This window comes from Thioclava atlantica (assembly GCF_000737065.1).
GTDB classification, from domain to species: domain Bacteria; phylum Pseudomonadota; class Alphaproteobacteria; order Rhodobacterales; family Rhodobacteraceae; genus Thioclava; species Thioclava atlantica.
The window spans coordinates 61,998-81,853 of sequence record NZ_AQRC01000007.1 but is presented as its reverse complement, the minus strand read 5'-3'; the positions used below and the strand labels follow the sequence as shown (position 1 = coordinate 81,853).

At 67.7% G+C, this 19,856-nt stretch carries 17 protein-coding genes; 4 read left to right on the top strand and 13 right to left on the bottom strand.

Going from position 1 to position 19,856, the window contains the following annotated elements; all coding sequences use genetic code 11:
• Positions 1-161 precede the first annotated feature (161 nt).
• Entirely contained in the window at positions 162-1,007 is an 846-nt protein-coding gene (locus DW2_RS10230; RefSeq protein ID WP_038146065.1) for an SMP-30/gluconolactonase/LRE family protein, read from the top strand.
• A 5-nt stretch (positions 1,008-1,012) separates the two neighbouring features.
• Here DW2_RS10230 and DW2_RS10225 read toward each other — a convergent pair whose 3' ends face one another.
• The 4 genes from DW2_RS10225 to DW2_RS10210 all read right to left on the bottom strand — a co-directional run bounded on the left by DW2_RS10225 (position 1,013) and on the right by DW2_RS10210 (position 6,476).
• A complete protein-coding gene (locus DW2_RS10225) occupies positions 1,013-1,975 on the bottom strand; it encodes an ABC transporter ATP-binding protein (RefSeq protein ID WP_038146064.1) in 963 nt (320 codons plus the stop codon).
• A complete protein-coding gene (locus tag DW2_RS10220; RefSeq protein ID WP_038146063.1) occupies positions 1,972-3,858 on the bottom strand; it encodes a dipeptide/oligopeptide/nickel ABC transporter permease/ATP-binding protein in 1,887 nt (628 codons plus the stop codon). Before DW2_RS10220 ends, DW2_RS10225 begins: the two co-directional genes overlap by 4 nt.
• Positions 3,855-4,802 (bottom strand): ABC transporter permease, encoded by a 948-nt coding sequence (locus DW2_RS10215; protein WP_038146061.1) that lies wholly within the window; start codon positions 4,800-4,802, stop codon positions 3,855-3,857. The genes DW2_RS10220 and DW2_RS10215 overlap by 4 nt, the downstream gene beginning before the upstream one ends.
• Positions 4,803-4,889: 87 nt before the next feature.
• The gene (locus tag DW2_RS10210) at positions 4,890-6,476 is read right to left on the bottom strand and encodes an ABC transporter substrate-binding protein (RefSeq protein WP_038146059.1); all 1,587 of its coding nucleotides are present in this window, start codon (positions 6,474-6,476) and stop codon (positions 4,890-4,892) included.
• A gap of 79 nt (positions 6,477-6,555) precedes the next feature.
• On the opposite strand from DW2_RS10210, the gene DW2_RS10205 reads away from it, so the two are divergent.
• Both DW2_RS10205 and DW2_RS19745 read left to right on the top strand, forming a co-directional pair.
• A complete protein-coding gene (locus DW2_RS10205; protein ID WP_272944424.1) occupies positions 6,556-7,293 on the top strand; it encodes a DUF1028 domain-containing protein in 738 nt (245 codons plus the stop codon).
• A gap of 123 nt (positions 7,294-7,416) precedes the next feature.
• Positions 7,417-7,950, top strand: coding sequence for a hypothetical protein (locus DW2_RS19745; protein WP_156102942.1), 534 nt, complete (start codon positions 7,417-7,419; stop codon positions 7,948-7,950).
• Between the two features lie 178 nt (positions 7,951-8,128).
• On the opposite strand, the gene DW2_RS10195 is transcribed toward DW2_RS19745, so the two are convergent.
• Positions 8,129-8,884, bottom strand: coding sequence for a FadR/GntR family transcriptional regulator (locus tag DW2_RS10195; protein ID WP_038146053.1), 756 nt, complete (start codon positions 8,882-8,884; stop codon positions 8,129-8,131).
• Between the two features lie 94 nt (positions 8,885-8,978).
• Here DW2_RS10195 and DW2_RS10190 point away from each other — a divergent pair, with 94 nt between their 5' ends.
• Positions 8,979-10,193: a M20 family metallo-hydrolase gene (locus tag DW2_RS10190; protein WP_038146051.1), complete on the top strand. Its 1,215-nt coding sequence runs from the start codon at positions 8,979-8,981 to the stop codon at positions 10,191-10,193.
• 10 nt (positions 10,194-10,203) lie between these two features.
• On the opposite strand, the gene DW2_RS10185 is transcribed toward DW2_RS10190, so the two are convergent.
• From DW2_RS10185 to DW2_RS10150, 8 genes are read right to left on the bottom strand one after another with little or no spacing between them, the layout of a single operon-like run.
• On the bottom strand, positions 10,204-11,844 hold the full coding sequence (locus tag DW2_RS10185; RefSeq protein ID WP_038146260.1) for an amidase: 1,641 nt from the start codon (positions 11,842-11,844) through the stop codon (positions 10,204-10,206).
• Between the two features lies 1 nt (position 11,845).
• Positions 11,846-13,648: a gamma-glutamyltransferase family protein gene (locus DW2_RS10180; RefSeq protein WP_038146048.1), complete on the bottom strand. Its 1,803-nt coding sequence runs from the start codon at positions 13,646-13,648 to the stop codon at positions 11,846-11,848.
• 25 nt (positions 13,649-13,673) lie between these two features.
• Positions 13,674-14,543, bottom strand: a complete 870-nt coding sequence (locus tag DW2_RS10175) for an ABC transporter permease (RefSeq protein WP_038146046.1) — start codon at positions 14,541-14,543, stop codon at positions 13,674-13,676.
• Positions 14,540-15,484, bottom strand: a complete 945-nt coding sequence (locus DW2_RS10170) for an ABC transporter permease (protein WP_038146044.1) — start codon at positions 15,482-15,484, stop codon at positions 14,540-14,542. Before DW2_RS10170 ends, DW2_RS10175 begins: the two co-directional genes overlap by 4 nt.
• Before the next feature lie 54 nt (positions 15,485-15,538).
• Positions 15,539-17,050, bottom strand: coding sequence for an ABC transporter substrate-binding protein (locus DW2_RS10165; protein WP_038146042.1), 1,512 nt, complete (start codon positions 17,048-17,050; stop codon positions 15,539-15,541).
• A 43-nt stretch (positions 17,051-17,093) separates the two neighbouring features.
• Positions 17,094-18,170, bottom strand: coding sequence for an ABC transporter ATP-binding protein (locus tag DW2_RS10160; RefSeq protein WP_038146040.1), 1,077 nt, complete (start codon positions 18,168-18,170; stop codon positions 17,094-17,096).
• A complete protein-coding gene (locus DW2_RS10155) occupies positions 18,167-19,150 on the bottom strand; it encodes an ABC transporter ATP-binding protein (RefSeq protein ID WP_038146037.1) in 984 nt (327 codons plus the stop codon). The genes DW2_RS10160 and DW2_RS10155 overlap by 4 nt, the downstream gene beginning before the upstream one ends.
• Complete coding sequence (locus DW2_RS10150; RefSeq protein ID WP_038146034.1) at positions 19,147-19,839, bottom strand: FadR/GntR family transcriptional regulator; 693 nt, start codon at positions 19,837-19,839, stop codon at positions 19,147-19,149. The genes DW2_RS10155 and DW2_RS10150 overlap by 4 nt, the downstream gene beginning before the upstream one ends.
• Positions 19,840-19,856 lie beyond the last annotated feature (17 nt).

Sequence of the window (19,856 nt, the reverse complement as noted above, 5' to 3'; positions counted from 1 at the left end):
TGGGACCTCGCGACATGCGGGGCGCGGGGACGAAAGAAGAAGGCGGCTCGGGCCGCCTTCTTTGCTTTTCGGCGGGCAAGATATGCCCGCCGCCTCTGGTCTCTGCGCGCAAGCAGGCTAATCTGGCCCGCGAATGCGCGCCACGAGGAGGAGCGAAGGCGATGAGTGCCGAGATCTTTGACGACCGCCGCTGTCTTCTGGGCGAGGGACCGCTCTGGCATCCCGAACGCGGCCAGCTCTTCTGGTTCGACATCCTCGGCGCGAAGATGCTCAGCCGTGACGGCGAAGGCCCGCGCGTCTGGGAAATCGGGGAGATGGCCTCGGCCGCGGGCTGGGTCGATGCGCAGACGCTCGTGATCTCGACCGAGACCGGGCTGCGCCGGTTCGACATCGCGACGGGCGCGCATGAGCCGCTGGTGCGGATCGAGGACCGCAACACGGTGACCCGCTCGAATGACGGGCGGGCCGATCCGATGGGCGGGTTCTGGGTCTCGACGATGGGCAAGGCGCTCGAACGCGGGGCCGGGTCGATCTACCGCTATTTTGAGGGCGTGGTGGAGCCGCTCTTTCGCGATATCACCGTGCCTAACGCGATCTGCTTCACCCCGGACGGGCGGCGCGCCTATTTCGCCGACACGCCGACGAGCCGGATCCTGACGGTCGCCCTCGATGCCCAGGGCTGGCCTGCGGAGGCTCCGGAGATCTTCGTGGACCTGAAGGAAGAGGGGCTCAAGCCCGATGGCGCGGTGCTCGATATCGAGGGGGGATTGTGGAATGCGCAATGGAGCGCGGGGCGTGTCGCGCGCTATGACCGCGAGGGCCGGTTCGATCGCGCGATCGCGGTGCCGGGGCGGTTCAGCACCTGTCCGGCCTTCGGCGGACCCGATCTCGAGAGCCTTTTCGTGACCTCCGCGCAAGAGGGCGAGAGCGACCCGGCCCAGGGCTGCACCTTCCGCGTCGAGGCCGGCGTGGCGGGCCTTTCGGAGGCGCGAGTGCGGCTGGTCTGAGCGGCTCAGCGCGCGGGCAGGGGGTGGAAACAGGCGACGCGCTGATCGGGACCGATCTGTTCGAGCACGGGGGCGGTCGCGCGGCATTTCTCGGTCGCGTAGGGGCAGCGCTTGGCGAAGGCGCAGCCGGGCGGCGGATCGAGCGGATTGGGCAGTTCCGCCTGCCCGGTCTCGGGATCGCGCAGCGGACGGCCCACGACCGGGGCACTGTCGGCCAGCAGCTTGGTATAGGGGTGACGGGGATGCGCGAAGATCTCCTCGGCGCGTCCTTCCTCGACCACGGAGCCGAAATAAAGGACCGCGATCCGGTCCGAGACCGCCTCGACCACAGCGAGATCGTGGCTGATGAACAGGTAGGTCAGGCCGAATTCGCGTTTCAGATCGGCGAGCAGGTTCAGAACCTGCGCCTGCACCGAGACATCGAGCGCCGAGACCGGCTCGTCGAGGATCAGGATGCGCGCCTGCGCGGCGAGCGCGCGGGCGATGCCGATGCGCTGCGCCTGACCGCCCGAGAACTCATGCGGGTAGCGGTCGAGGAAATCGGCGCGCAGGTTCACGCTGTCGAAGATCTCGCGGATGCGTTCTTCCCGCGCGGCCCTGTCCATTCCGTGCAGCAGGCGCAGGGGCGCCTCCATGATCTGCCGGATCGTCTTGCGCGGGTTGAGCGAACTGATCGGGTCCTGAAAGACATATTGGATGCGCTTGCCGAACGCGGCCGGATCGGCAGTGTCGAGCGCCGCGCCCTCGATCTCGATCGTGCCGGTCGTGGGCGGCAAGAGCCCCACCAGCATCCGCGCCAGCGTGGACTTGCCGCAGCCCGACTCGCCGACGATCCCCAGCGTCTCGCCGGTCTCGACCGACAGCGTCATCGGATGAACCGCCTTCACCGAGCCCCTCGCGCCCCCGAAGAGTTTCTTCCCGACCGGAAAAGTCTTCGACAGATCGGTCACTTGCAGGGCGATGCTCATGCGGTTTCCTCCGCGATCTCGGTCTCGGGATGCAGGCAGCGCACGGCGCGCGCGCCCGCCCGCTCAAGCGGTATGTCGTTGACCATGCAGCCGGCCTGGACCTTCACGCAGCGATCAGCGAAGGCGCAGCCCTTGGGAAGGTCATCCACCGAGGGCGGCAGGCCGGGGATCGCCTCGAGCTTGCGCTTGCCTTCGCCCAGTTCGGGCACGCAGGCGATCAGCCGCGCGGTATAGGGATGGGCGGGCGCGTCGAGTACCGGGCGGGTCGGGCCCTGCTCGACGATCCGGCCCGCATACATCACCGCGACCCGGTCGCAGAGCTGTCCCACGACGCCGAAATCATGGGTGATGAAGACGATCGCGAGGCCGCGTTCGCGCCGCAGATCGTCGAGCAGCGACAGGATCTGCGCCTGCACGGTCACGTCGAGCGCGGTGGTGGGTTCGTCGGCGATGATGACGTCGGGATCGTTGGCGAGCGCCATCGCGATGCCGACCCGCTGGCGCATGCCGCCCGACATCTCGTGCGGGTAACTGTCGATCCGGCTTTCCGCATTCGGGATCCGCACCGATTTGAGAAGCTCGATCGCCTTGGCGCGGCCCTCCGCCTTCGAGATCGGCCGGTGGCACGAGATCGCCTCGATCAGCTGGTCACCGACCTTGTAGAGCGGATGCAGGGTCGCGAGCGGGTCCTGAAAGATATAGGCCACGCGCCGACCCCTGAGCGATCGCAGCTCGGGATAGGGCGCGCCGATCATGTCGCGCCCCTCGAGCCGCGCGGCGCCGCCGGTGATCACGCCCGGAGGCGAGGCGACGAGCCCCATGATGGATAGCGCGGTGACCGACTTTCCCGAGCCGCTCTCGCCGATCACGCCGAGGCATTCGCCGGGCTTCACCGAGAGCGAGACGCCCGAGACGGCCTTGTAGACGCGGTTCTTGACGTGGAACTGGGTGTGGAGATCTTCGAGGCTGAGGAGCCCCTCGGTCGGGATCTCGCGGTCGGGCCGCGTGCGCCGGTCGACGCGGGTCGCCGCCATCGGACGGCTCAGCGCGCCCGATTTCAGCCGCGGATCGAGCGCGTCGCGCACCCCGTCGCCCAGCAGGTTGATGCTCATCACGATCACCAGGATCATGAACCCGGGAATGACCGAGACATGGGGGTTGGTGATCAGCGCCGAGCGGGCCTCGCCCAGCATCGACCCCAGATCCGCCTGCGGCGGCTGGCTCCCGAGGCCGAGGAAGCTCAGCCCTGCCGTCTCGAGGATCATCCAGCCGATCGTGGTGGACATCGCGATCACGATCACCGGGACCACGTTGGGCAGGATCTCGGAGAGGATGATGCGCGCATGCGACATCCCCGCGAGCTTGGCGGCATCGACGAATTCCTTATGCGCGAGCCCCACCGTGATGCCGCGGATATTGCGCGCGAAGAAGGGGATGTTCACGACCGCCACCGCGATCAGCGCGTTCACGAGGCCGGGCCCGAGCGCGGCCACGATCGCGAGCGCGAGCAGGATGTAGGGAAAGGCCATCAGCATGTCGACGCCGCGCATCAGCAGGTTGTCGGTGCGCCCGCCGAAATAGCCCGCGACGATACCCACCGCGGCACCCGAGACGGCTGCGAAGATGGCCGCCGCCGCCCCCACGCCCAGCGAAAGCCGCGTCCCCCACAGGAGCCGCGAGAGCAGGTCGCGCCCGAGCTGGTCGGTGCCCAGGAGATGGCCGTCGGAGAGCGGGCGCAGGTAGCGATCGGCGGTGTTGGTCACGTCCGGATCGGCCAGCGGCAGGAGCGGCGTGATCAGGGCCAGCGCCACCACGAGCCCCATCACGATCAGACCGCCAAGCGCGAGCCGGTTGCGGGCGAGAAGCTTGAGAAAGGCGCTCATGTCTTGATCCTCGGATCGAGCAGGCTCTGCGCCACATCGACGATGATGTTGAAGATGACGTAGCAGGCCGCGACGAAGACGACGCCGCCCTGCACGAGAAGGATGTCGCGCTGCAAGATCGCATCGACCAGCATCCGACCGATGCCGGGCCACTGGAAGACGATCTCGATATAGACCGCGCCCGAGAGTACGAAGCCCGCCTGGATACCGAGCACCGGGATGATCGAGACCATCGCCGCGCGCAGGGCATGGCCACAGATCACGCGCCGCTCATGCACCCCCTTGGCCCGCGCGGTGCGGATGAAATCCTGCCGCAGCACCTCGAGCATGGCCGAACGCGACAGCCGCGCGATCACCCCCGTCGCCACCACCGCGAGCGCGAGCGCGGGCATCGTGAGGTGATGGATCAGGTCGGGCAGATCGCCGCCGCCATAGATCGCATACATCCCCGAAACCGGCAGCCATTGCAGGTCCACCGCGAAGATCAGGATCATCATCATCCCGAGGAAGAACGACGGGATCGAGATCCCCAGCAGCACCGCGAAGGTGATCGCCTTGTCGGCGAACCCGTATTGGCGCGCCGCCGAGACGACACCGGCGAGGATGCCGAGGACCGAGCACAGCACGAAGGAGCTGCCGGCGAGGATCAGCGTGTTGTTGAACCGCTCGAGCACCTCGTCGATCACCGGGCGGTTCAGCGAGAAGCTCTGCCCGAAATCGCCGTGCAACATGTTCCACAGCCAGATGAAATAGCGCGCGACCAGCGGCTGATCGAGGCCGAGATCGCGGTTGAGCTTGGCCACGTTCTCGGGCGTCGCGTAGGAGCCGAGGATCGCGGTCGCCGGATCGCCCGGGATCATCGCCATGATCAGGAAGACGATCACCGTGATCCCGAGGATCACCGGCACCGCCAAGGCGAGGCGTTTGAGGATGTATCCGCCCATCGAAGCTCCGAAGGTTCGCGTGGTCTCGACAATAGCACAGGAAAAAGGGGCGAGCCTGTCACCGGGCTCGCCCCTTTCCTTGAAGGATCAGGCCTTCTTCACGTCCTTGAGGAGCAGGAAGAACGACGGCTGCAGCGTGAAATCGGAGACCTTGTCATTGGTGACCGCATTCTGCTTCCAGTTCGCCACGAAGACCCAGGGCGCGTCGTCATGCACGATCTGCTGCATCTTCTTGTAAAGCTCGGCGCGCTTGGACTGGTCGGTCGCGGTGCGGGCCTCCTCCAGCAGCTTGTCGACCTCGGGGTTCGAGTAATAGCCCGAGTTGAAGCCGCCCTTGTCGGGCCAGGCATCGGTGCGCAGCGCGAGATAGGGCAGGGTGTCGGGATCGTTCGTCATCCAGGCCATCTCGGCCATGTCGACATGCTGGCCCTTCGCGTCGAGGCCCGGGTTCACCTTGCCCAGGAAGGTGTTCCACTCGAAGGTCTCGATCTTGGCGTTGAGCCCCACGGCCTTCAGATCGGCCTGGATCGCGGTGGCCATCGGCACCGGGTCGAGCATGCCCGAGCCGCCATCGGTGACGTAGAAGGTGACCTCCTGCCCCTCGACACCGGCTTCCTTGATCAGCGCCTTGGCCTTTTCGGGATCGTAGGGGTAGGGCTTTAGCTGATCGTCATGCGCCCAGGCGAAGGCGGCGGGCGTCGGACCATTGGCCACGGTCGCGGTGCCCTCGAGCACGTCGTTGACGATCGCCTCCTTGTTGATCGCGTAATTGGCGGCCTGACGGACGCGCTTGTCCTTGAACGGCCCCTTGGCGCAATCGAGGATCAGGAACCACAGATGCGGGCCCGCCTGCTCGACGAGGTGATACTTGTCGTTCTGGAATTCCTTGAGCGCGACGGGCGGCACCTCGACCATCAGGTCGATCCCGCCCGAAAGCATCTCGGCCACGCGGGTATTGGCGTCGGTGATCGGGCGGAAGATCACCGCCTTGAGGCTCGTCGCGCCGTCCCAGTAATCGGGATTGCCCTCGACGACCACGGCCTCGTTCGGACGCCATTCCTTGAAGGTGAAGGGGCCGGTGCCGACCGGGTTGCGCCCGAAATCCTTGTCGGATGTCTTCACCGCCTCGGGCGACACGATCAGCCCCGTCGGATAGGCGAGGTTCGACAGGAAGGGCGCGTAGGGCTCCTTGAGGGTGAAGGTGACGGTTGAGGCGTCGGACGCCTCGACCGTGTCCACGCTCGAGAAGAAGAAGGCGAGCGGGAAGGGGCCGGTATGGTGATAGGGGTGGTTCTCGTCGAGCATCCGGTCGAAGTTGAACTTCACCGCCTCCGCGTCGAGCGGGGTTCCGTCATGGAATTTCACGCCCGGGCGCAGCTTGAACACGTAGGTCTTGCCGTCCTCCGAGATCGTCCAGCTCTCGGCCAGGGCGGGTTCGACCTCGAGCGTGCCGGACTTGTAGCGCACCAGCCCGTCATAGATGTTCATCAGGATGCGGAAGTCGTTGACCGCGGTGACCGCGGCCGGGTCGAGCGCCTTGGGTTCCGCGATCTGGCCCACGACCAGAACGCCCGGCGGTGTCGCTGCCATCGAGGGCAGGCCCGTGCCCGCCAGCACGCCCGTCGCCACGCCCGAGATCAGAAGCGCGCGCCGCGTGAGAGAAAATTTCGCCATAGTACCTCTCCTGTTCAGCTTTGTTCAGCTTGGCTGATATTTTTTATGATAATTGCATGAGGGCAAATTATCATGATAAATGCAAGAGGCAGCTGAACGGAGACGCGCCGTGACGGTATCGATCCTCGCATATGACGAAAAAACAGGCAGCCTGGGCGGCGCGGCCATGACCGGCAGCCTCTGCGTGGGCGGCTGGGTGCTGCGGGGGACGGCCGAATCGGGATTGTCCGCCTCGCAGGGCACCGCGCCCTCGACGCTCTGGGGCGAGGAGGTGCTGGCGCGGATGAAGGCGGGCGAGCCCGCGGCGGAGGCGGTGGCCGAAGTGACCGCGCCCGATACCGGCCGAGCCCATCGTCAGCTCGCCGCGCTCGATCCGGCGGGGCGCAGCGGCCATTTCACCGGCGCGGAAAGCGTGCCGGTCTGTGGCGCGCTGGAAGGGCCGGGCGTCGTGGTCTCGGGCAATATGCTCGCCGATTGGGCGGTGATCCGGGCGGTGCGCGATACCTATCTCGCCGGCGCGGGCGCGCTGCACGACCGGCTGATGGCGGCGCTTGTGGCGGGCGCGCAAGCCGGGGGCGACAGCCGGGGCTTGCTCTCGGCGGCGCTTCTCGTGGTCTCGCGCAGTGCCGCGCCGCTGACCCTGCGCATCGACCGCTCCGCCAAACCGCTCGAGGATCTCGCCGATCTGCTCGCGGCCGCCCGGGCCGAACCCTATTACGGCTGGACCCGCGTCGTGCCGACGCTGGACGATCCCCATCGCGCCCCCGATCTGGTCGAACCCGAGGCGCTGCCGCTGCCCGAGACCGGGACGGAGTAAGAGAGCGCCCGTCGCAACGGGGCTTTGACTTCACAGGTTTGATTGCCGACTATCGCCCCGGCGCGCCATCAGCGCGCCGGACCGCCCTTTTCGACAGAAGTTATTTCAGTCTCAGGATTGCGGATGAAAACCGAAAGCGTCTGGATCGCCGATCTGCACCGTGATGGAACCAATGTCGTAACTGATCTTGATTTTGATCGCGACGAACCCGCGCGAAAGGCGATTTTGTCCGGGGGTGAGCCGCGTTCCGAAGACCTTCCGATTGTTGCATTTGAAAAATACGAAGACGGCCCAATCAAACGCTTGCCTTCACTGTTTATTGGTGCAGGTGGCATTGTCATTTCTGGTGAACTTGCCGCACCCCTTCTGAAATTCGATCTCGGGCGCACATTGGTTTTGCCGTTGCGGATTTTCAAACATGATCGAAAGACGGAGATTTTTCTGAGCTGGGATACCGCATCATTCTTCGAAGAGAGGCCTTTGAAGCCCTGGCGCCAGAGGCCTGTCGTCACCTTCGCGCCGACAAATGGTCTCCGCAGACATGGTTATTGCCGCTCACAAGAGCAATCGAGGATGACGATATTGTCGTCGCGCCGAACGCCCTGGAGAGTCCGGCTTTGTGGCGGGATCCAGCACTTTCCGACGCGACATTCCTGAACGGGGAGGTCGTCGCCGCGATGCGCGAGAACGGCACCGCGAAGTTCTGGAACCTGAAGCGGTGCCGGGTCTTGAGGCTGAATTGAGGGGCAGGTTTCCCATCGGTTCGACCCGAGCGGCGCGGGCAGCCTGCAGAACCATTCGGCAGGACCTCCGCTGAGGGCTCCTGCGCTCTCGCTCACTCGGCCATGAAGCGTTTCATCACCTGCGCCTCCTGCGCCTCCATCAGGCGTTGGGCGGTTTCCATGTGATCGGCCATGATCGCGCGGGCGTCACCGGCGCGGCCCTCGCGCAGGGCCGCGATCAGCGCGATCTGGTGGTTGCGCCCGGTCTCCCACAGCTCGCGGTTCGGCGGCGCGTAGAGTTTCCGGTAGACCGTGAGGTCCGACAGGATCTGCGCCATGAAGCGGATCAGGAAGGACAGCAGCGGATTGCCCGAGTGACGCGCAAGCACGGCATGGAACTTGAGCGATTCCACATGCTGTTCGCGCTCTTCCTCGGGGTCGGCGGCGGGGGCGGCGTAATGCGAGATCAGTTCCTCGAGCTCGGCCAGATCGGCCTCGGAGAGCTTTCCGGCCAGGCTCGCCGCCACTTCCGGCTCCAGCGCGCGTCGGATCTGGTAGATATCGGCGACCGTGAGATCCTTGAAATAGAAGTAGTTGCCCAGAAGCGCGCGGGCGCGCTCTTCGCTCACCTCGCCGACGAAGGAGCCGCCTCCCGGTCCGGTGCGCGTCGCGACGAGGCCCTGCGCCTCGAGAAGCCGCATCGCCTCGCGGATCGTGCCCTTGGACATCCCGAACCGCTCGATCAGCTCGGCCTCGCCGGGCAGACGGTCGCCTTTCTTCAGGCGCTGCGCCACGACCCAGTCCTTGATCTGGTCGGCGACCAGTGCGGGGCGGCGGCGTTTGGGTTCGGAGCTGGCTCTGCGCGTCATCGTCCTGTCGTCGAAGGGGGGCGGTGTTTTCGTCCTAGACCATAGCGGTGCGAAAGAGTAGAGACAAATTATCATGATAAATAAAGAGGGTCCGATGTCCGATTGGGGAGAAATCGCGCGCGCCCGGCTGGAGCGTATCGCGCAGGCATCCGAGGAAGGGCCGGGCGTCACGCGTCTGCCCTTCACCTCCCAGCACCGCGAAGCGCTCGGGATCATCGAGGGCTGGATGCACGCGGCGGGCTGCGCGACGCATCTCGACGCGGCCGGCACGCTGATCGGGCGGCGCGAGGGGCCTCCCGGCGCCCCCACGCTGCTGATCGGCTCGCATCAGGACAGCGTGCGCCATGGCGGGGCCTTCGACGGGATCATGGGGGTGGCGCTCGGCTGCCTTGCGCTCGAGGCTCTGGGCGATGCGGCACTGCCGGTCGCGGTCGAGATCCTCGCCTTCGCGGACGAAGAGGGGGTGCGTTTTCCCACCGCGCTGATCGGGCCGCGCGCGCTGGCGGGCACGCTCGACCCGGCCGTCTTCGAGATGCGGGACGGGGCGGGGGTGCGGCTCGCGGATGCGCTGGCCGGGATCGGTGGCGATGCGGCGGGTGCGATGGGCCTTGCGCGCGATCCGGCGCAGGTGGCGGGCTATCTGGAGCTGCATATCGAACAGGGCCCCGTGCTCGAGGCGGAGGAGGCCGCGCTCGGGGTGGTGAGCGCGATCTCGGGGATCGAACGCCACAAGGTCGCGGTGATAGGCGAGGCGGGCCATGCCGGCACCGTGCCGATGGGGCTGCGCCATGACGCTCTGCTGGGCGCGGCCGATCTGGTGCGCGCGGTGCATGATCTGGCCTGCGAGCATGATATCCGCGCGACGGTGGGCGCGCTCGATGTCAGCCCCAATGTGGTCAACGCGATCCCCGCGCGGGTCGATCTGACCATCGAGATCCGCGCGGCCGAGGATACCGCGCGCGCCAAGGCGGCCGCCGCGCTCGGTCCGATCTACGAGGCGATCGCCGCGCGTACCGGCACCGAAATCACGCGTGAGAAGACCTATGCCCAGGCTGCGCAAGCCTGCGACGAGGCGCTGCGCGCGGGGCTCGCGCGCGCGGTCGAGGCGGTTTCGGGACGCGCGCCGGTGGTGTTGCCCTCGGGGGCGACGCATGACGCCTCGGCGATGGTCGATCTCTGCCCGGTCGCGATGCTCTTCGTGCGCTGCCGCGGCGGGATCAGCCACAACCCCGCCGAATATGCGAGCGCGGAAGACATGGGGCAGGCGGTAGACGCGCTGACGGAATTCCTGCGCGCCTATCAGGGCTGATCTGCGGCGCTCACTCGGCGAAGGTCGGACGCTCGCCCGCCACGCCGAAGACCTGTTCGAGCGCGAGCCCGAGCCGCAGGATCGTGCCCTCGTCGAAGAGCCGCCCCCAGAGCGAGATCCCGTGCGGCACCCGGAAGCGCGGCCCCGGCGCGATCATCTGCGCCTGCGATCCCAGCACCCCGCGCGGCCTTGTGCCCGACTGCACGAACCCCGCGCGCAGATGCAGGCAGGGATGGCCGGTGAAATTCGACGCGACCAGCATCGGGCCGGTATTGAACGGTCCGATCAGCACGTCGATCTCGGAGAACAGCGCATCGAGCGCGGTCATCACCCGGTAGCGCAGCCGGTCGAGCTGGACGTGATCCACCGCCGAGAGGAAGCGCGCCATCCGGAACCGGTTGGGCCAGGCCGCCGGGTCCTGCCGGGTGAGCCGGTCGTCCTCGTCCGAAAGCGTCAGATCCTCGAATTGCGCGGCGGCCTCGGCATGCAGGAGATCGTAGAGCGCGGTATAGGGCAGGTCGGGCAGGGCCACCTCGACCGGTGCGAGCCCGAGATCGCGCACCGCCTGCAGGGCCGCATGATCGACCTCGGTCGCGCCCTCGCCGAAGGCCTCGGGCAGGTAGCCCACGCGCAGCCCCGCGATCCCCGCGCCCGCATCGAAGGAGAACGGGGCCTCGATCGAGCCGCGATCGCCGGGATCGGCGCCGTTGAGTGCCGCGAGAACCATCGCCGTATCCTCGACGCCCCGGCAGATCGGCCCGATCTTGTCGAGCGAGGGGCAGAGCGCCATGCAGCCGCGCCGCGAGACCCGGCCGTGGGTCGGGCGCAGCCCGGTCGTGCCGCAGCGCTGCGAGGGGTTGGTGATCGAGCCCAGCGTCTCGGTGCCGATCGCGAAACCGCACAGGCCCGCCGCCGTGGCCGAGGCCGAGCCCGCCGAGGAACCGCCCGAGCCTTCGTTGAGGTTCCACGGGTTGCGGGTCGTGCCGCCATACCAGACATCGCCGAGCGCGAGCGCGCCCACGGCGGATTTGCCCAGCAGCACCGCGCCCGCCGCCGAAAGCCGCTCGGCCACAGCCGCATCGCGCGTGGGGATCCGGTCGCGATAGGGTTCGGCCCCCCAGGCGGTCGCGATATCCTTGGTGTCGCAGATATCCTTGAGCGCGTAGGGGATGCCGTGCAGCGGCCCGAGATGCGTGCCCTCGGCCAGAAGCTTGTCGGTCCGGTCGGCCTCGGCCCGCGCGCGTTCGGGGCAGAGCGTCGCAAAGCAATAGAGGCGCGGGTTCAGCGCCTCGATCCGCGCGAGATAGATCTCGGTCAGCGCACGGCCGGTGATCTGGCGCGTGGCGATCCAGTGGGCGAGCGCGGGCAGGGGCGCGTAGGCGATATCCTCAGATGTCTCGGGCAGGGGGCCGGGATCGTCGGCGGAGAAACGCAGCCCGGTCTCGGCGGGCATCTCGAACCCGGCGAGGCGCGGATCGAAGCGCAACGCGGGCGGTTCGTGATTGGCGAAGACCAGCTCGCGCCGCGCGACGGCCGAGAGGATCTGGTGCTCGATCCCCTCGCAGATCTGGGCGCGCTCGGTCTCGGTGTAGCTGATCCCGAACAGGGGTTCCGCGGCCGCGATATCCCCGGTGGTGAGCTTGTCCGCCATCTCAGCGCCCCACCGCATAGGCCTGCATGAGGCGCGGGGTGGCGGCGGCGCGCATCAGCCCCGAGGGGTCGCGCTGCGCCGCCGTCAGCCGCCCCACGGTCCAGGGCTCGGCTACCTCCAGCCGGTGGCCGCGCGCGCGCAGATCGGCGATCGCCGCCTCGCCCAGCGAGGGCTCGACCATCAGGTGACCGGGCCGCACGCCACGCGGGTAGAACGAGGCCTGGAAATGCGCAGTGTGGAAGAGCGGCGCGTCGATCGCCTCTTGCAGGTTCGCGCCCGAATGCATCAGCCGCAGGAAGAAGATCAGCTGCCACTGGTCCTGCTGGTCGCCGCCGGGCGTGCCGAAGGCCATCTTCGCGCCGTCCGGGCGCACCGCCATCGAGGGGGTGAGCGTCGTGCGCGGCCGCGCGCCGGGCATCAGCGAGGTGGCGACGCCTTCCTCGAGCCAGAACATCTGGGCGCGCGAATTGAGCGGCATCCCGAGACCCGGCACCACCGGAGAGCTTTGCAGCCAGCCGCCCGAAGGCGTGGCCGAGACCATGTTGCCCCAGCGGTCGATCACGTCGATATGGACGGTGTCGCCGCGTTTCTCGGTCGGGTGCTTCTTGACCAGATGCGCCATCGTCGGTTCGCCCGCGCCCACGCCGGCCGCCTCGGTCTCGCGGCCCGCACGCTCGATCGCGGCCTTGGCCCAGGCCTCGTAGCCCGCGATCTGGCCGGGGCGCTGGTCGAGCGAGGCCGAACCGGAGATCTGTGCGGCACGGGTCGCGGCATAGTCGCGCGAGAGCAGCGTCTCGAGCGGGATATCGGAGAAATCGGGATCACCGTAATAGGCCTCGCGATCGGCGAAGCTGAGTTTCATCGCCTCGGTCACGGTATGGACGAATTCGGCGCTCGAGAGGTCCATCCCGTCCAGGCCCGCGGCCTCGAGGGTGCGCAGCGATTGCAGGAAGCTCGGTCCCTGCGACCACGGCCCGCATTTGAACACTTCCGCGCCGTTGTAATCGACCGAGACCGGGGCCTCGTAGCTCGCCTCCCAACTCGCCATGTCCTCGCCGGTCAGCACGCCCTTGCGCCGCGCGCCGGCCGCATCCATCACGCAGGCCTCGGCGATCCACTTGTCGACCGCCTCGGCGACGAAGCCCTTGGAAAACGCGGCGCGGGCGGCGTCGATCTGCGCGACGCGGCCCGAGGCGCTCTCGGCCTCGCGCAGGATCCGCTCCCATGTGTCGGCGAGATCGGGATTGGCAAAGAGGCTCTCCGGCGCGGGAGCCTCGCCGCCGGGCAGCCATGTCGTGTAGGAGGTCGGCCATTCGTCGCGGAAGAACTCGGCAAGCCCCGCAATCGTGTTGGAGACCCGCGCCAGCGTCGGATGGCCCGCACGGGCGTAATGGATCGCGGGTTCGAGAACGTCGCGCAGCGGCAGCGAGCCGTGATCGCGCAGCATCAGCATCCAGCCGTCGAAAGCGCCGGGCACCACGGTCGCCAGCAGCCCCGAGCCCGGGATCATCGACAGGCCCTCGGCCTTGTAATGTTCGATCGTGGCGCCCGCGGGGGCGACGCCCTGGGCGCAGATCACGGTCGGGCGCTCCTCGCCCGCAGGCCAGATCAGCGCGGGCAGATCGCCCATCGGGCCGTTGAGATGGGGCTCGACGACCTGCAGCACGAAGCCCATCGCGGCGCCGGCGTCGAAGGCGTTGCCGCCCTTTTCGAGGATCGCCATGCCGACCGAGGTCGCGATCCAGTGGGTCGAGGCGGCGACGCCGAAGGTGCCGAGGATTTCGGGGCGGGTTGTGAAACTCATGGAAGGGTCCTGATCACTGGGAAAGTCATATGTCGCGCGGGTCGAGCGCGTCGCGCAACCCGTCGCCGACGAGGTTGAAGCCGAGCACCACGAGGAAGATCGCGAGGCCGGGCCACATCGCCATCCACGGGGCTTGTTCGAGGAAGTTCTTCGCGGTGTTCAGCATCGAGCCCCAGGAGGGCGCGGGCGGCTGCTGGCCGAGGCCGAGAAAGCTCAGCGAGGCCTCGGCGATGATCGCGGTGGCGACGGTCAGCGTCGCCTGCACGAGGATCGGCGGGAAGATGTTGGGCAGCACGTAGCGCCACAGGAGCGCCAGCGGCGGCACCCCGATCGCATGGGCGCTCTCGACGTAATCCTCGGTCAGGACGTCCATCGTCTGGGCGCGCGAGAGGCGGATGAAGACCGGCATTGCCGAGAGGCCGATCGCGATCATCGCATTGCTGAGCGACGGGCCGAGAAAGGCCGCGAGCGCGATCGCGAGGATCAGGAAGGGCGCGGCCAGCAGCGCCTCGGTCATCCGGCTGATCGCCGCATCGGTCCAGCCGCGCAGATAGCCCGCGAGCACACCCAGCGGCACGCCGATCGCGACCGCGATCGCGACCGAGACCACGCCGGCCATCAGCGAGGCGCGCGCGCCCCAGATCATCCGGCTCAGCAGGTCGCGCCCGATCTCGTCGGTGCCCAGCCAATGCGCCGCCGAGGGCGCCTTGCGCACGGCGGTCCAGCTGGTCTTGGTCGGGTCGTCGATCGGCAGGATCGGGGCGGCGAGCGCGACCAGCACGAAGAACAGCACCAGCACCGCGCCCAGAAGCGCCGCCGGGTTGGCCCGGAGCTTGGCCCAGGCGCGCGACCGGCTGCGGGGCGGCAGGAGAACGGGATCGGCGGCTGCGGTCATTGGTTCCTCATGCGCGGATTGAGCAGGCGATAGGCGATGTCGGCGAGAAGGTTCATCGCGATGAAGGCGATCGCGGTGCACAGGACGATCCCCTGCACCACGGCGTAATCGCGGCTGAAGACCGCATCGACGACGAGCTTGCCGAAGCCGGGGATGGTGAAGATCTGTTCGGTCAGGACCGCGCCGCCCAGAAGCTCGCCGAAGATCAGCGTGGCGACGGTCACGACGGGCACCAGCGCATTGCGCAGCGCATGCTTGATCAGCACCACGCGTTCCGACAGGCCCTTGGCCCGCGCGGTACGGACGTAATCGGATTTCAGCACGCCGAGCATCGCCGAGCGGGTATGGCGCATCAGCGCCGCGGCCAGTCCGGTGCCCAGCACGACGGCGGGCATCAGCATGGTCTGGAACGAGCGCAGGGGGTCTTCCCACGGTGAGACATAGCCCGAGGCCGGCAGCCAGCCGAGCCGGACCGAGACCAGCAGGATCAGCATGATCCCGAGCCAGAAATTGGGGATCGAGAGGCCCGACAGCGCGACGATGTTCGACAACCAGTCGATCCAGGTGTTCTTCTTGTAGGCCGAGAGCACGCCCGCCGGGATCCCGATCACCAGCGCCACGATCAGCGCCATCACCGCGAGCTGGATCGTCACCGGCAGCTTCTGTCCGATCAGATCGGTCACCGGTTCCTGGGTGCGCAGCGAGATCCCGAGATCTCCGCGCGCGGCCGAGGTGATCCAGTAAAGGTACTGCTGCGGGATCGGGTCGTTGAGATGGTATTTCTCGCGCAGCATCTCGATCGTCGCGGGATCGCGCTCCTCGCCCGCCATCGCGAGCACCGGATCGCCGGGCAGGAGCTTCTGCATCCCGAAGACGAACATCGAGATCAGCAGGATCGTCGGGATCGCGATCAGCAGGCGGCGGAGGATGAATTCGAACATGGCTCAGCTTTCCAAATTGGCCCGGCGCCGAGGGGAGGCGCCGGGCCGCAGGGATCAGTTCTCCAGCGAAACGTTCTGGAGCCTGATCATGCCGTCGGCATAGGGGGTGTAGCCCTTCAGCTTCGCGCTGTAGGCCCAGAGCCAGACGGGGTGGTAGAGGTAGATGATCGGCAGCTCGTCCATCAGGATCGCCTGCGCCGCGTCATAGGATTTCTTGCGCGTCTCGGGATCGGTCGAGAGCCGCGCATCCGAGAGCGCCTTGTCCACCTCGGGGTTCGAGTAATGGCCGTCATTGAGGCCCGCGCCGGTGACGACGAAGCCGTAGATGTTGCCATCGGGATCGACGCGGCCCGACCAGCCGACCTGGGTGGACTGGAAATCGCCCGCGGTCTGATCCTTGAGCATGGTGGCGAATTCCTTGGTCACGATCTTGATGTCGATCCCGGCCTCGGCGGCCATCGCCTGGATCACCTGCGCGACCTGCTGGGTCTGCGGCGAAGGCGAGGTCTGCATCTCGACGCTCACCTTGTCATAGCCGGCTTCCTTCAGAAGCGCCTTGGCCTTCTCGACGTCGCGCGGCTGGAGCGGGAAGTCCTTGTCATACCAGGGCGAGGTCGGCGGGAAGGGCTGGTTGCCCGGCGCGAAGGCGCCGTTGAACACCACCTGGTTGAGCGCGTCGCGGTCGATCGCGAGCGAGAGCGCCTGGCGCACCAGCTTGCTTTCGCCCAGCGGGTTCTTGGCGCGGTCGGTATTGGCGGTGTTGATCGTAATCCCCTGATAGCCGATCGAGACGGCCGAGGCGGTCGCGAGCTTGTCATCGGCCTTGACCGAGGCCAGGTCGGTCGGGGCGAGGCGCTCGATCATGTCGAGATCGCCCGCGCGCAGGTTCGCCAGGCGTACGGTCGTGTCGGGGATCGGACGGAAGATCACCTTGTCGAAGTGGATCTTGTCGGCATCGTAATAGCCGTCATATTTCTCCAGCACGATCTTGTCCTGCTGGACGCGCTCGGCGAATTTGAACGGCCCCGCGCAGACCGGGTGCAGGCCGAAATCGGCGCCTTCCTTCTCGGCCGCGGTGGGCGAAAGCATCATCCCCGAGCGGTCGGCGAATTGCGCAAGAAGGGTGGCGTCGGGCGCCGCGAGGTTGAAGGTGACGGTGTGGGGATCGACCACGTCCACCGACTCGATCGACTTCACCTCGGATTTGCGGCGCGAGAGCTCGAAAGTCTTCGACCGCTCGATATTGTACTTCACCGCCTCGGCGTCGAAGGGCGTGCCGTCCTGGAAGGTGACGCCGTCGCGCAGGGTCATCGTCAGCGCCTTGCCGTCATCGGACCATTTCCACCCGGTCGCGAGCATCGGCACGATCTTCAGATCGGGGGTGATGTCGACGAGCTTGTCGCACATCGAGGCGTAGACGATCCGCCCGACGAAGGTGCGCGACTGATCGGGGTCGAGCACATCGGGATCTTCCTGAAGCCCGATGCGCAGATCTGTCGCATGGGCGAAATGCGCCATCATCGCCATCGCGGCGGCGAGGGCCAGTGTCTTTCCTGGGTTCTTCATCTTCCTTGTCTCCTTGCTGGGGCTTGCCGCCTTCTGTGGGCGGTTATTCGGTGGTCGCCTCGGCCGCGCGGGCCTTGGCGTAAAGATCGAAGCGGCGCTGCGCGGCGGGGCTGCGCACGGTCTCGGTCTCGGCGAGACCGGAGAGCGACAGGTCGGCGGCGCGGTGGCAGGCGACCTGGCGGCCCTGCGCATCGGCGGGCGACAATGCGGGACGCTCGCGGGCGCAGCGCTCGACCGCATAGGGGCAGCGCGGGTGGAACTTGCAGCCCGGAGGCGGCGCGATCGGGTTGGGCAATTCGCCCGCGACACGCGCCTCGGCCCGGCGCATCGCAGGGTCGGGCAGGGGGATCGCGGCGACGAGCGCCTCGGTATAGGGATGGCGCGGGGTCTCGAAGAGCGCCTCGGCCGGGGCAAGCTCGACGATCTCGCCCAGATACATCACCGCCACCCGGTCGGCCATGTGCCGGATCACCGCCAGATCATGCGCGATCACCACCAGCGTCAGTCCGAATTCCTCCTTCAGATCCGCGAGTAGGTTCACCACCTGCGCCTGGATCGAGACATCGAGCGCCGAGACCGGCTCGTCGCCGATCACCACCGTCGGCTCGGAAGCGAGCGCCCGCGCGATCCCGATACGCTGGCGCTGGCCGCCCGAGAATTCATGCGGGAAGCGGCTCGCGGCCTGCGCGGGCAGGCCCACGCGTTCGAGAAGCTGGCCGACGCGCGCGCGGCGCTCGGCCCGGGTGCCGATCTTGTGCACCCGCATCGGTTCCTCGATCAGCGCGCCCACGGTCATGCGCGGATTGAGCGAGGAGAACGGGTCCTGGAAGATGAACTGGATCTCGCGGCGCAGCGCGCGCACCTCGGCGGGCTTGAGCAGGGACAGATCGCGCCCGGCGAAATGCACCGCGCCGCCCGAGGCCGGGATCAGCCGGGTCAGCACGCGCGCGAGGGTGGATTTGCCACAGCCGGATTCGCCCACGATCGCGAAGGTCTCGCCCTGGCGCACCTTCAGGTTCACCCCGTTGACCGCATGCACCACGGTCGGGGTGCCGAACATCGGGTTGTCGGTGGTGAAGCGGCGCTCGAGAGCGATCGCTTCGAGGATGACCCTGTTCATGCGGGCTCCTCCAGACGTTCGAGCGGGGCGCGCCAGCAGGCGACGGAATGGCCGTCCAGCGCGGTGAGCGGCGGCACCTGCGCGCATTGCGCCGCGCGGAAGGGGCAGCGGCTCGCAAATCGGCATCCGGGCGCCATCGTCGCGATCGGAGGGACCATGCCGGGGATCGTGACCAGCCGCTCGGTGCGTGCCCCGAAAGAGGGCATCGAGCTCATCAGACCGATCGTGTAGGGGTGCTGCGGATTTGCGAAGATCTCGGCCATCGGGCCCGCCTCGACCACCCGGCCCGCATACATCACCGCCACCTTGTCGGCCATCTCGGCGACCACGCCCAGATCGTGGGTGATCATGATGAGCGCCGTGCCCGCCTCGTCGCGCAGCGCCCGCATCAGGTCGAGGATCTGGGCCTGGATCGTCACGTCGAGCGCGGTCGTGGGTTCGTCCGCGATGATCAGGGCCGGGTCGTTGGCGAGCGCCATCGCGATCATCGCGCGCTGGCGCATCCCGCCCGAGAGCTGGTGCGGGAATTCGCGCAGGCGTTTTTCCGGCGCGGGGATCCGCACCCGGCGCAGCATCTCGAGCGCGCGCGCCTCGGCCTCGCGATGCCCGAGCCCCTGATGGCGGCGCACCGATTCCGCGATCTGCTCGCCGATGCGGATCGCCGGGTTGAGCGCGCTCATCGGCTCCTGGAAGATCATCGCCATCCGGTTGCCGCTGAGCTTCGCGCGCTCGGTGCGGGGCAGGGTCAGCAGATCCTGTCCCTCGAATTCCGCCGCGCCCTCGGCGATCTCGAGCGGAGGGCTGGCGAGCAGGCCCATCAGCGCGAGCGCGGTCAGGCTCTTGCCGCAGCCCGACTCGCCCACGAGGCAGAGCGTCTCGCCGGGGGCGACCGAGAAGGAGACCTCCTCGACGAGGTTGCGCTGCGCGCCCCGGATGCGGATCGCGAGGTCGCGCACGGTCAGAAGGGCGGTGTCGCTCATGACGCGGCCTCCGCTTTGGTGTTCGAGGTGACGAGCGTGCCTGCGAGACGGGTCAGGTGGGTCTCCATGCAGCGTCGGGCCTTCGCGCCGTCCCCGGCCTCGATCGCGTCGATCATCGTGCGGTGTTCGTGATCGGATTTCGCCATCGAGGCGGCCGAGCGCGCACGTTCGCGCAGCGCCTGCCAGTCCTCGCGGATACGGAGCTCGTCGATCAGCTGGAAGGCGGTCAACAGGATCGGATTGCCCGCGACCCGCGCGATCATCCGGTGCAGCGCGCCGTCCCACAACTCCGCCGTCTCGGTCGCGGGCGACAGGCCGATATGATCGACGAGCCGGCGCATCTGCTCGACATCCGCCGGCGTCGCGCGGGCGGCCGCAAGCTCGGCCAGCGCCGGCTCGACGCAAAGCCGCGCCTCCATGATCGCCTGCGCATCGACCACCTGCACGATATCGGCCGCGATCTTTCCGTGCGGATCGGGCGGCTGGCCGATGAAGGTGCCCTTGCCCTGGCGGCGCCAGACGAGCCCTTCCTCCTCGAGCACCTCGAGCGCGGCTCTCAGCGCGCGGCGCGACACCCCGAGCTCCTCGGCCAGAGCCCGCTCGGTCGGCAATTGTCCTCCCTCGCCGAGATCGCTCGAGGTGATCAGGTGGCGCAACTGGGCGAGGGCGTTCTGGGCGTCGGCGGACATGGGTGCGGATCAATTCC

Coding starts and splice junctions, on each gene's coding strand:
- DW2_RS19745 (WP_156102942.1), top strand. CDS start 7,417: ATGAAAACCGAAAGCGTCTGGATCGCCGATCTGCACCGTGATGGAACC.
- DW2_RS10225 (WP_038146064.1), bottom strand. CDS start 1,975: ATGAGCATCGCCCTGCAAGTGACCGATCTGTCGAAGACTTTTCCGGTC.
- DW2_RS10195 (WP_038146053.1), bottom strand. CDS start 8,884: ATGACGCGCAGAGCCAGCTCCGAACCCAAACGCCGCCGCCCCGCACTG.
- DW2_RS10175 (WP_038146046.1), bottom strand. CDS start 14,543: ATGACCGCAGCCGCCGATCCCGTTCTCCTGCCGCCCCGCAGCCGGTCG.
- DW2_RS10205 (WP_272944424.1), top strand. CDS start 6,556: ATGCAAGAGGCAGCTGAACGGAGACGCGCCGTGACGGTATCGATCCTC.
- DW2_RS10210 (WP_038146059.1), bottom strand. CDS start 6,476: ATGGCGAAATTTTCTCTCACGCGGCGCGCGCTTCTGATCTCGGGCGTG.
- DW2_RS10220 (WP_038146063.1), bottom strand. CDS start 3,858: ATGAGCGCCTTTCTCAAGCTTCTCGCCCGCAACCGGCTCGCGCTTGGC.
- DW2_RS10215 (WP_038146061.1), bottom strand. CDS start 4,802: ATGGGCGGATACATCCTCAAACGCCTCGCCTTGGCGGTGCCGGTGATC.
- DW2_RS10165 (WP_038146042.1), bottom strand. CDS start 17,050: ATGAAGAACCCAGGAAAGACACTGGCCCTCGCCGCCGCGATGGCGATG.
- DW2_RS10230 (WP_038146065.1), top strand. CDS start 162: ATGAGTGCCGAGATCTTTGACGACCGCCGCTGTCTTCTGGGCGAGGGA.
- DW2_RS10190 (WP_038146051.1), top strand. CDS start 8,979: ATGTCCGATTGGGGAGAAATCGCGCGCGCCCGGCTGGAGCGTATCGCG.
- DW2_RS10150 (WP_038146034.1), bottom strand. CDS start 19,839: ATGTCCGCCGACGCCCAGAACGCCCTCGCCCAGTTGCGCCACCTGATC.
- DW2_RS10185 (WP_038146260.1), bottom strand. CDS start 11,844: ATGGCGGACAAGCTCACCACCGGGGATATCGCGGCCGCGGAACCCCTG.
- DW2_RS10180 (WP_038146048.1), bottom strand. CDS start 13,648: ATGAGTTTCACAACCCGCCCCGAAATCCTCGGCACCTTCGGCGTCGCC.
- DW2_RS10170 (WP_038146044.1), bottom strand. CDS start 15,484: ATGTTCGAATTCATCCTCCGCCGCCTGCTGATCGCGATCCCGACGATC.
- DW2_RS10155 (WP_038146037.1), bottom strand. CDS start 19,150: ATGAGCGACACCGCCCTTCTGACCGTGCGCGACCTCGCGATCCGCATC.
- DW2_RS10160 (WP_038146040.1), bottom strand. CDS start 18,170: ATGAACAGGGTCATCCTCGAAGCGATCGCTCTCGAGCGCCGCTTCACC.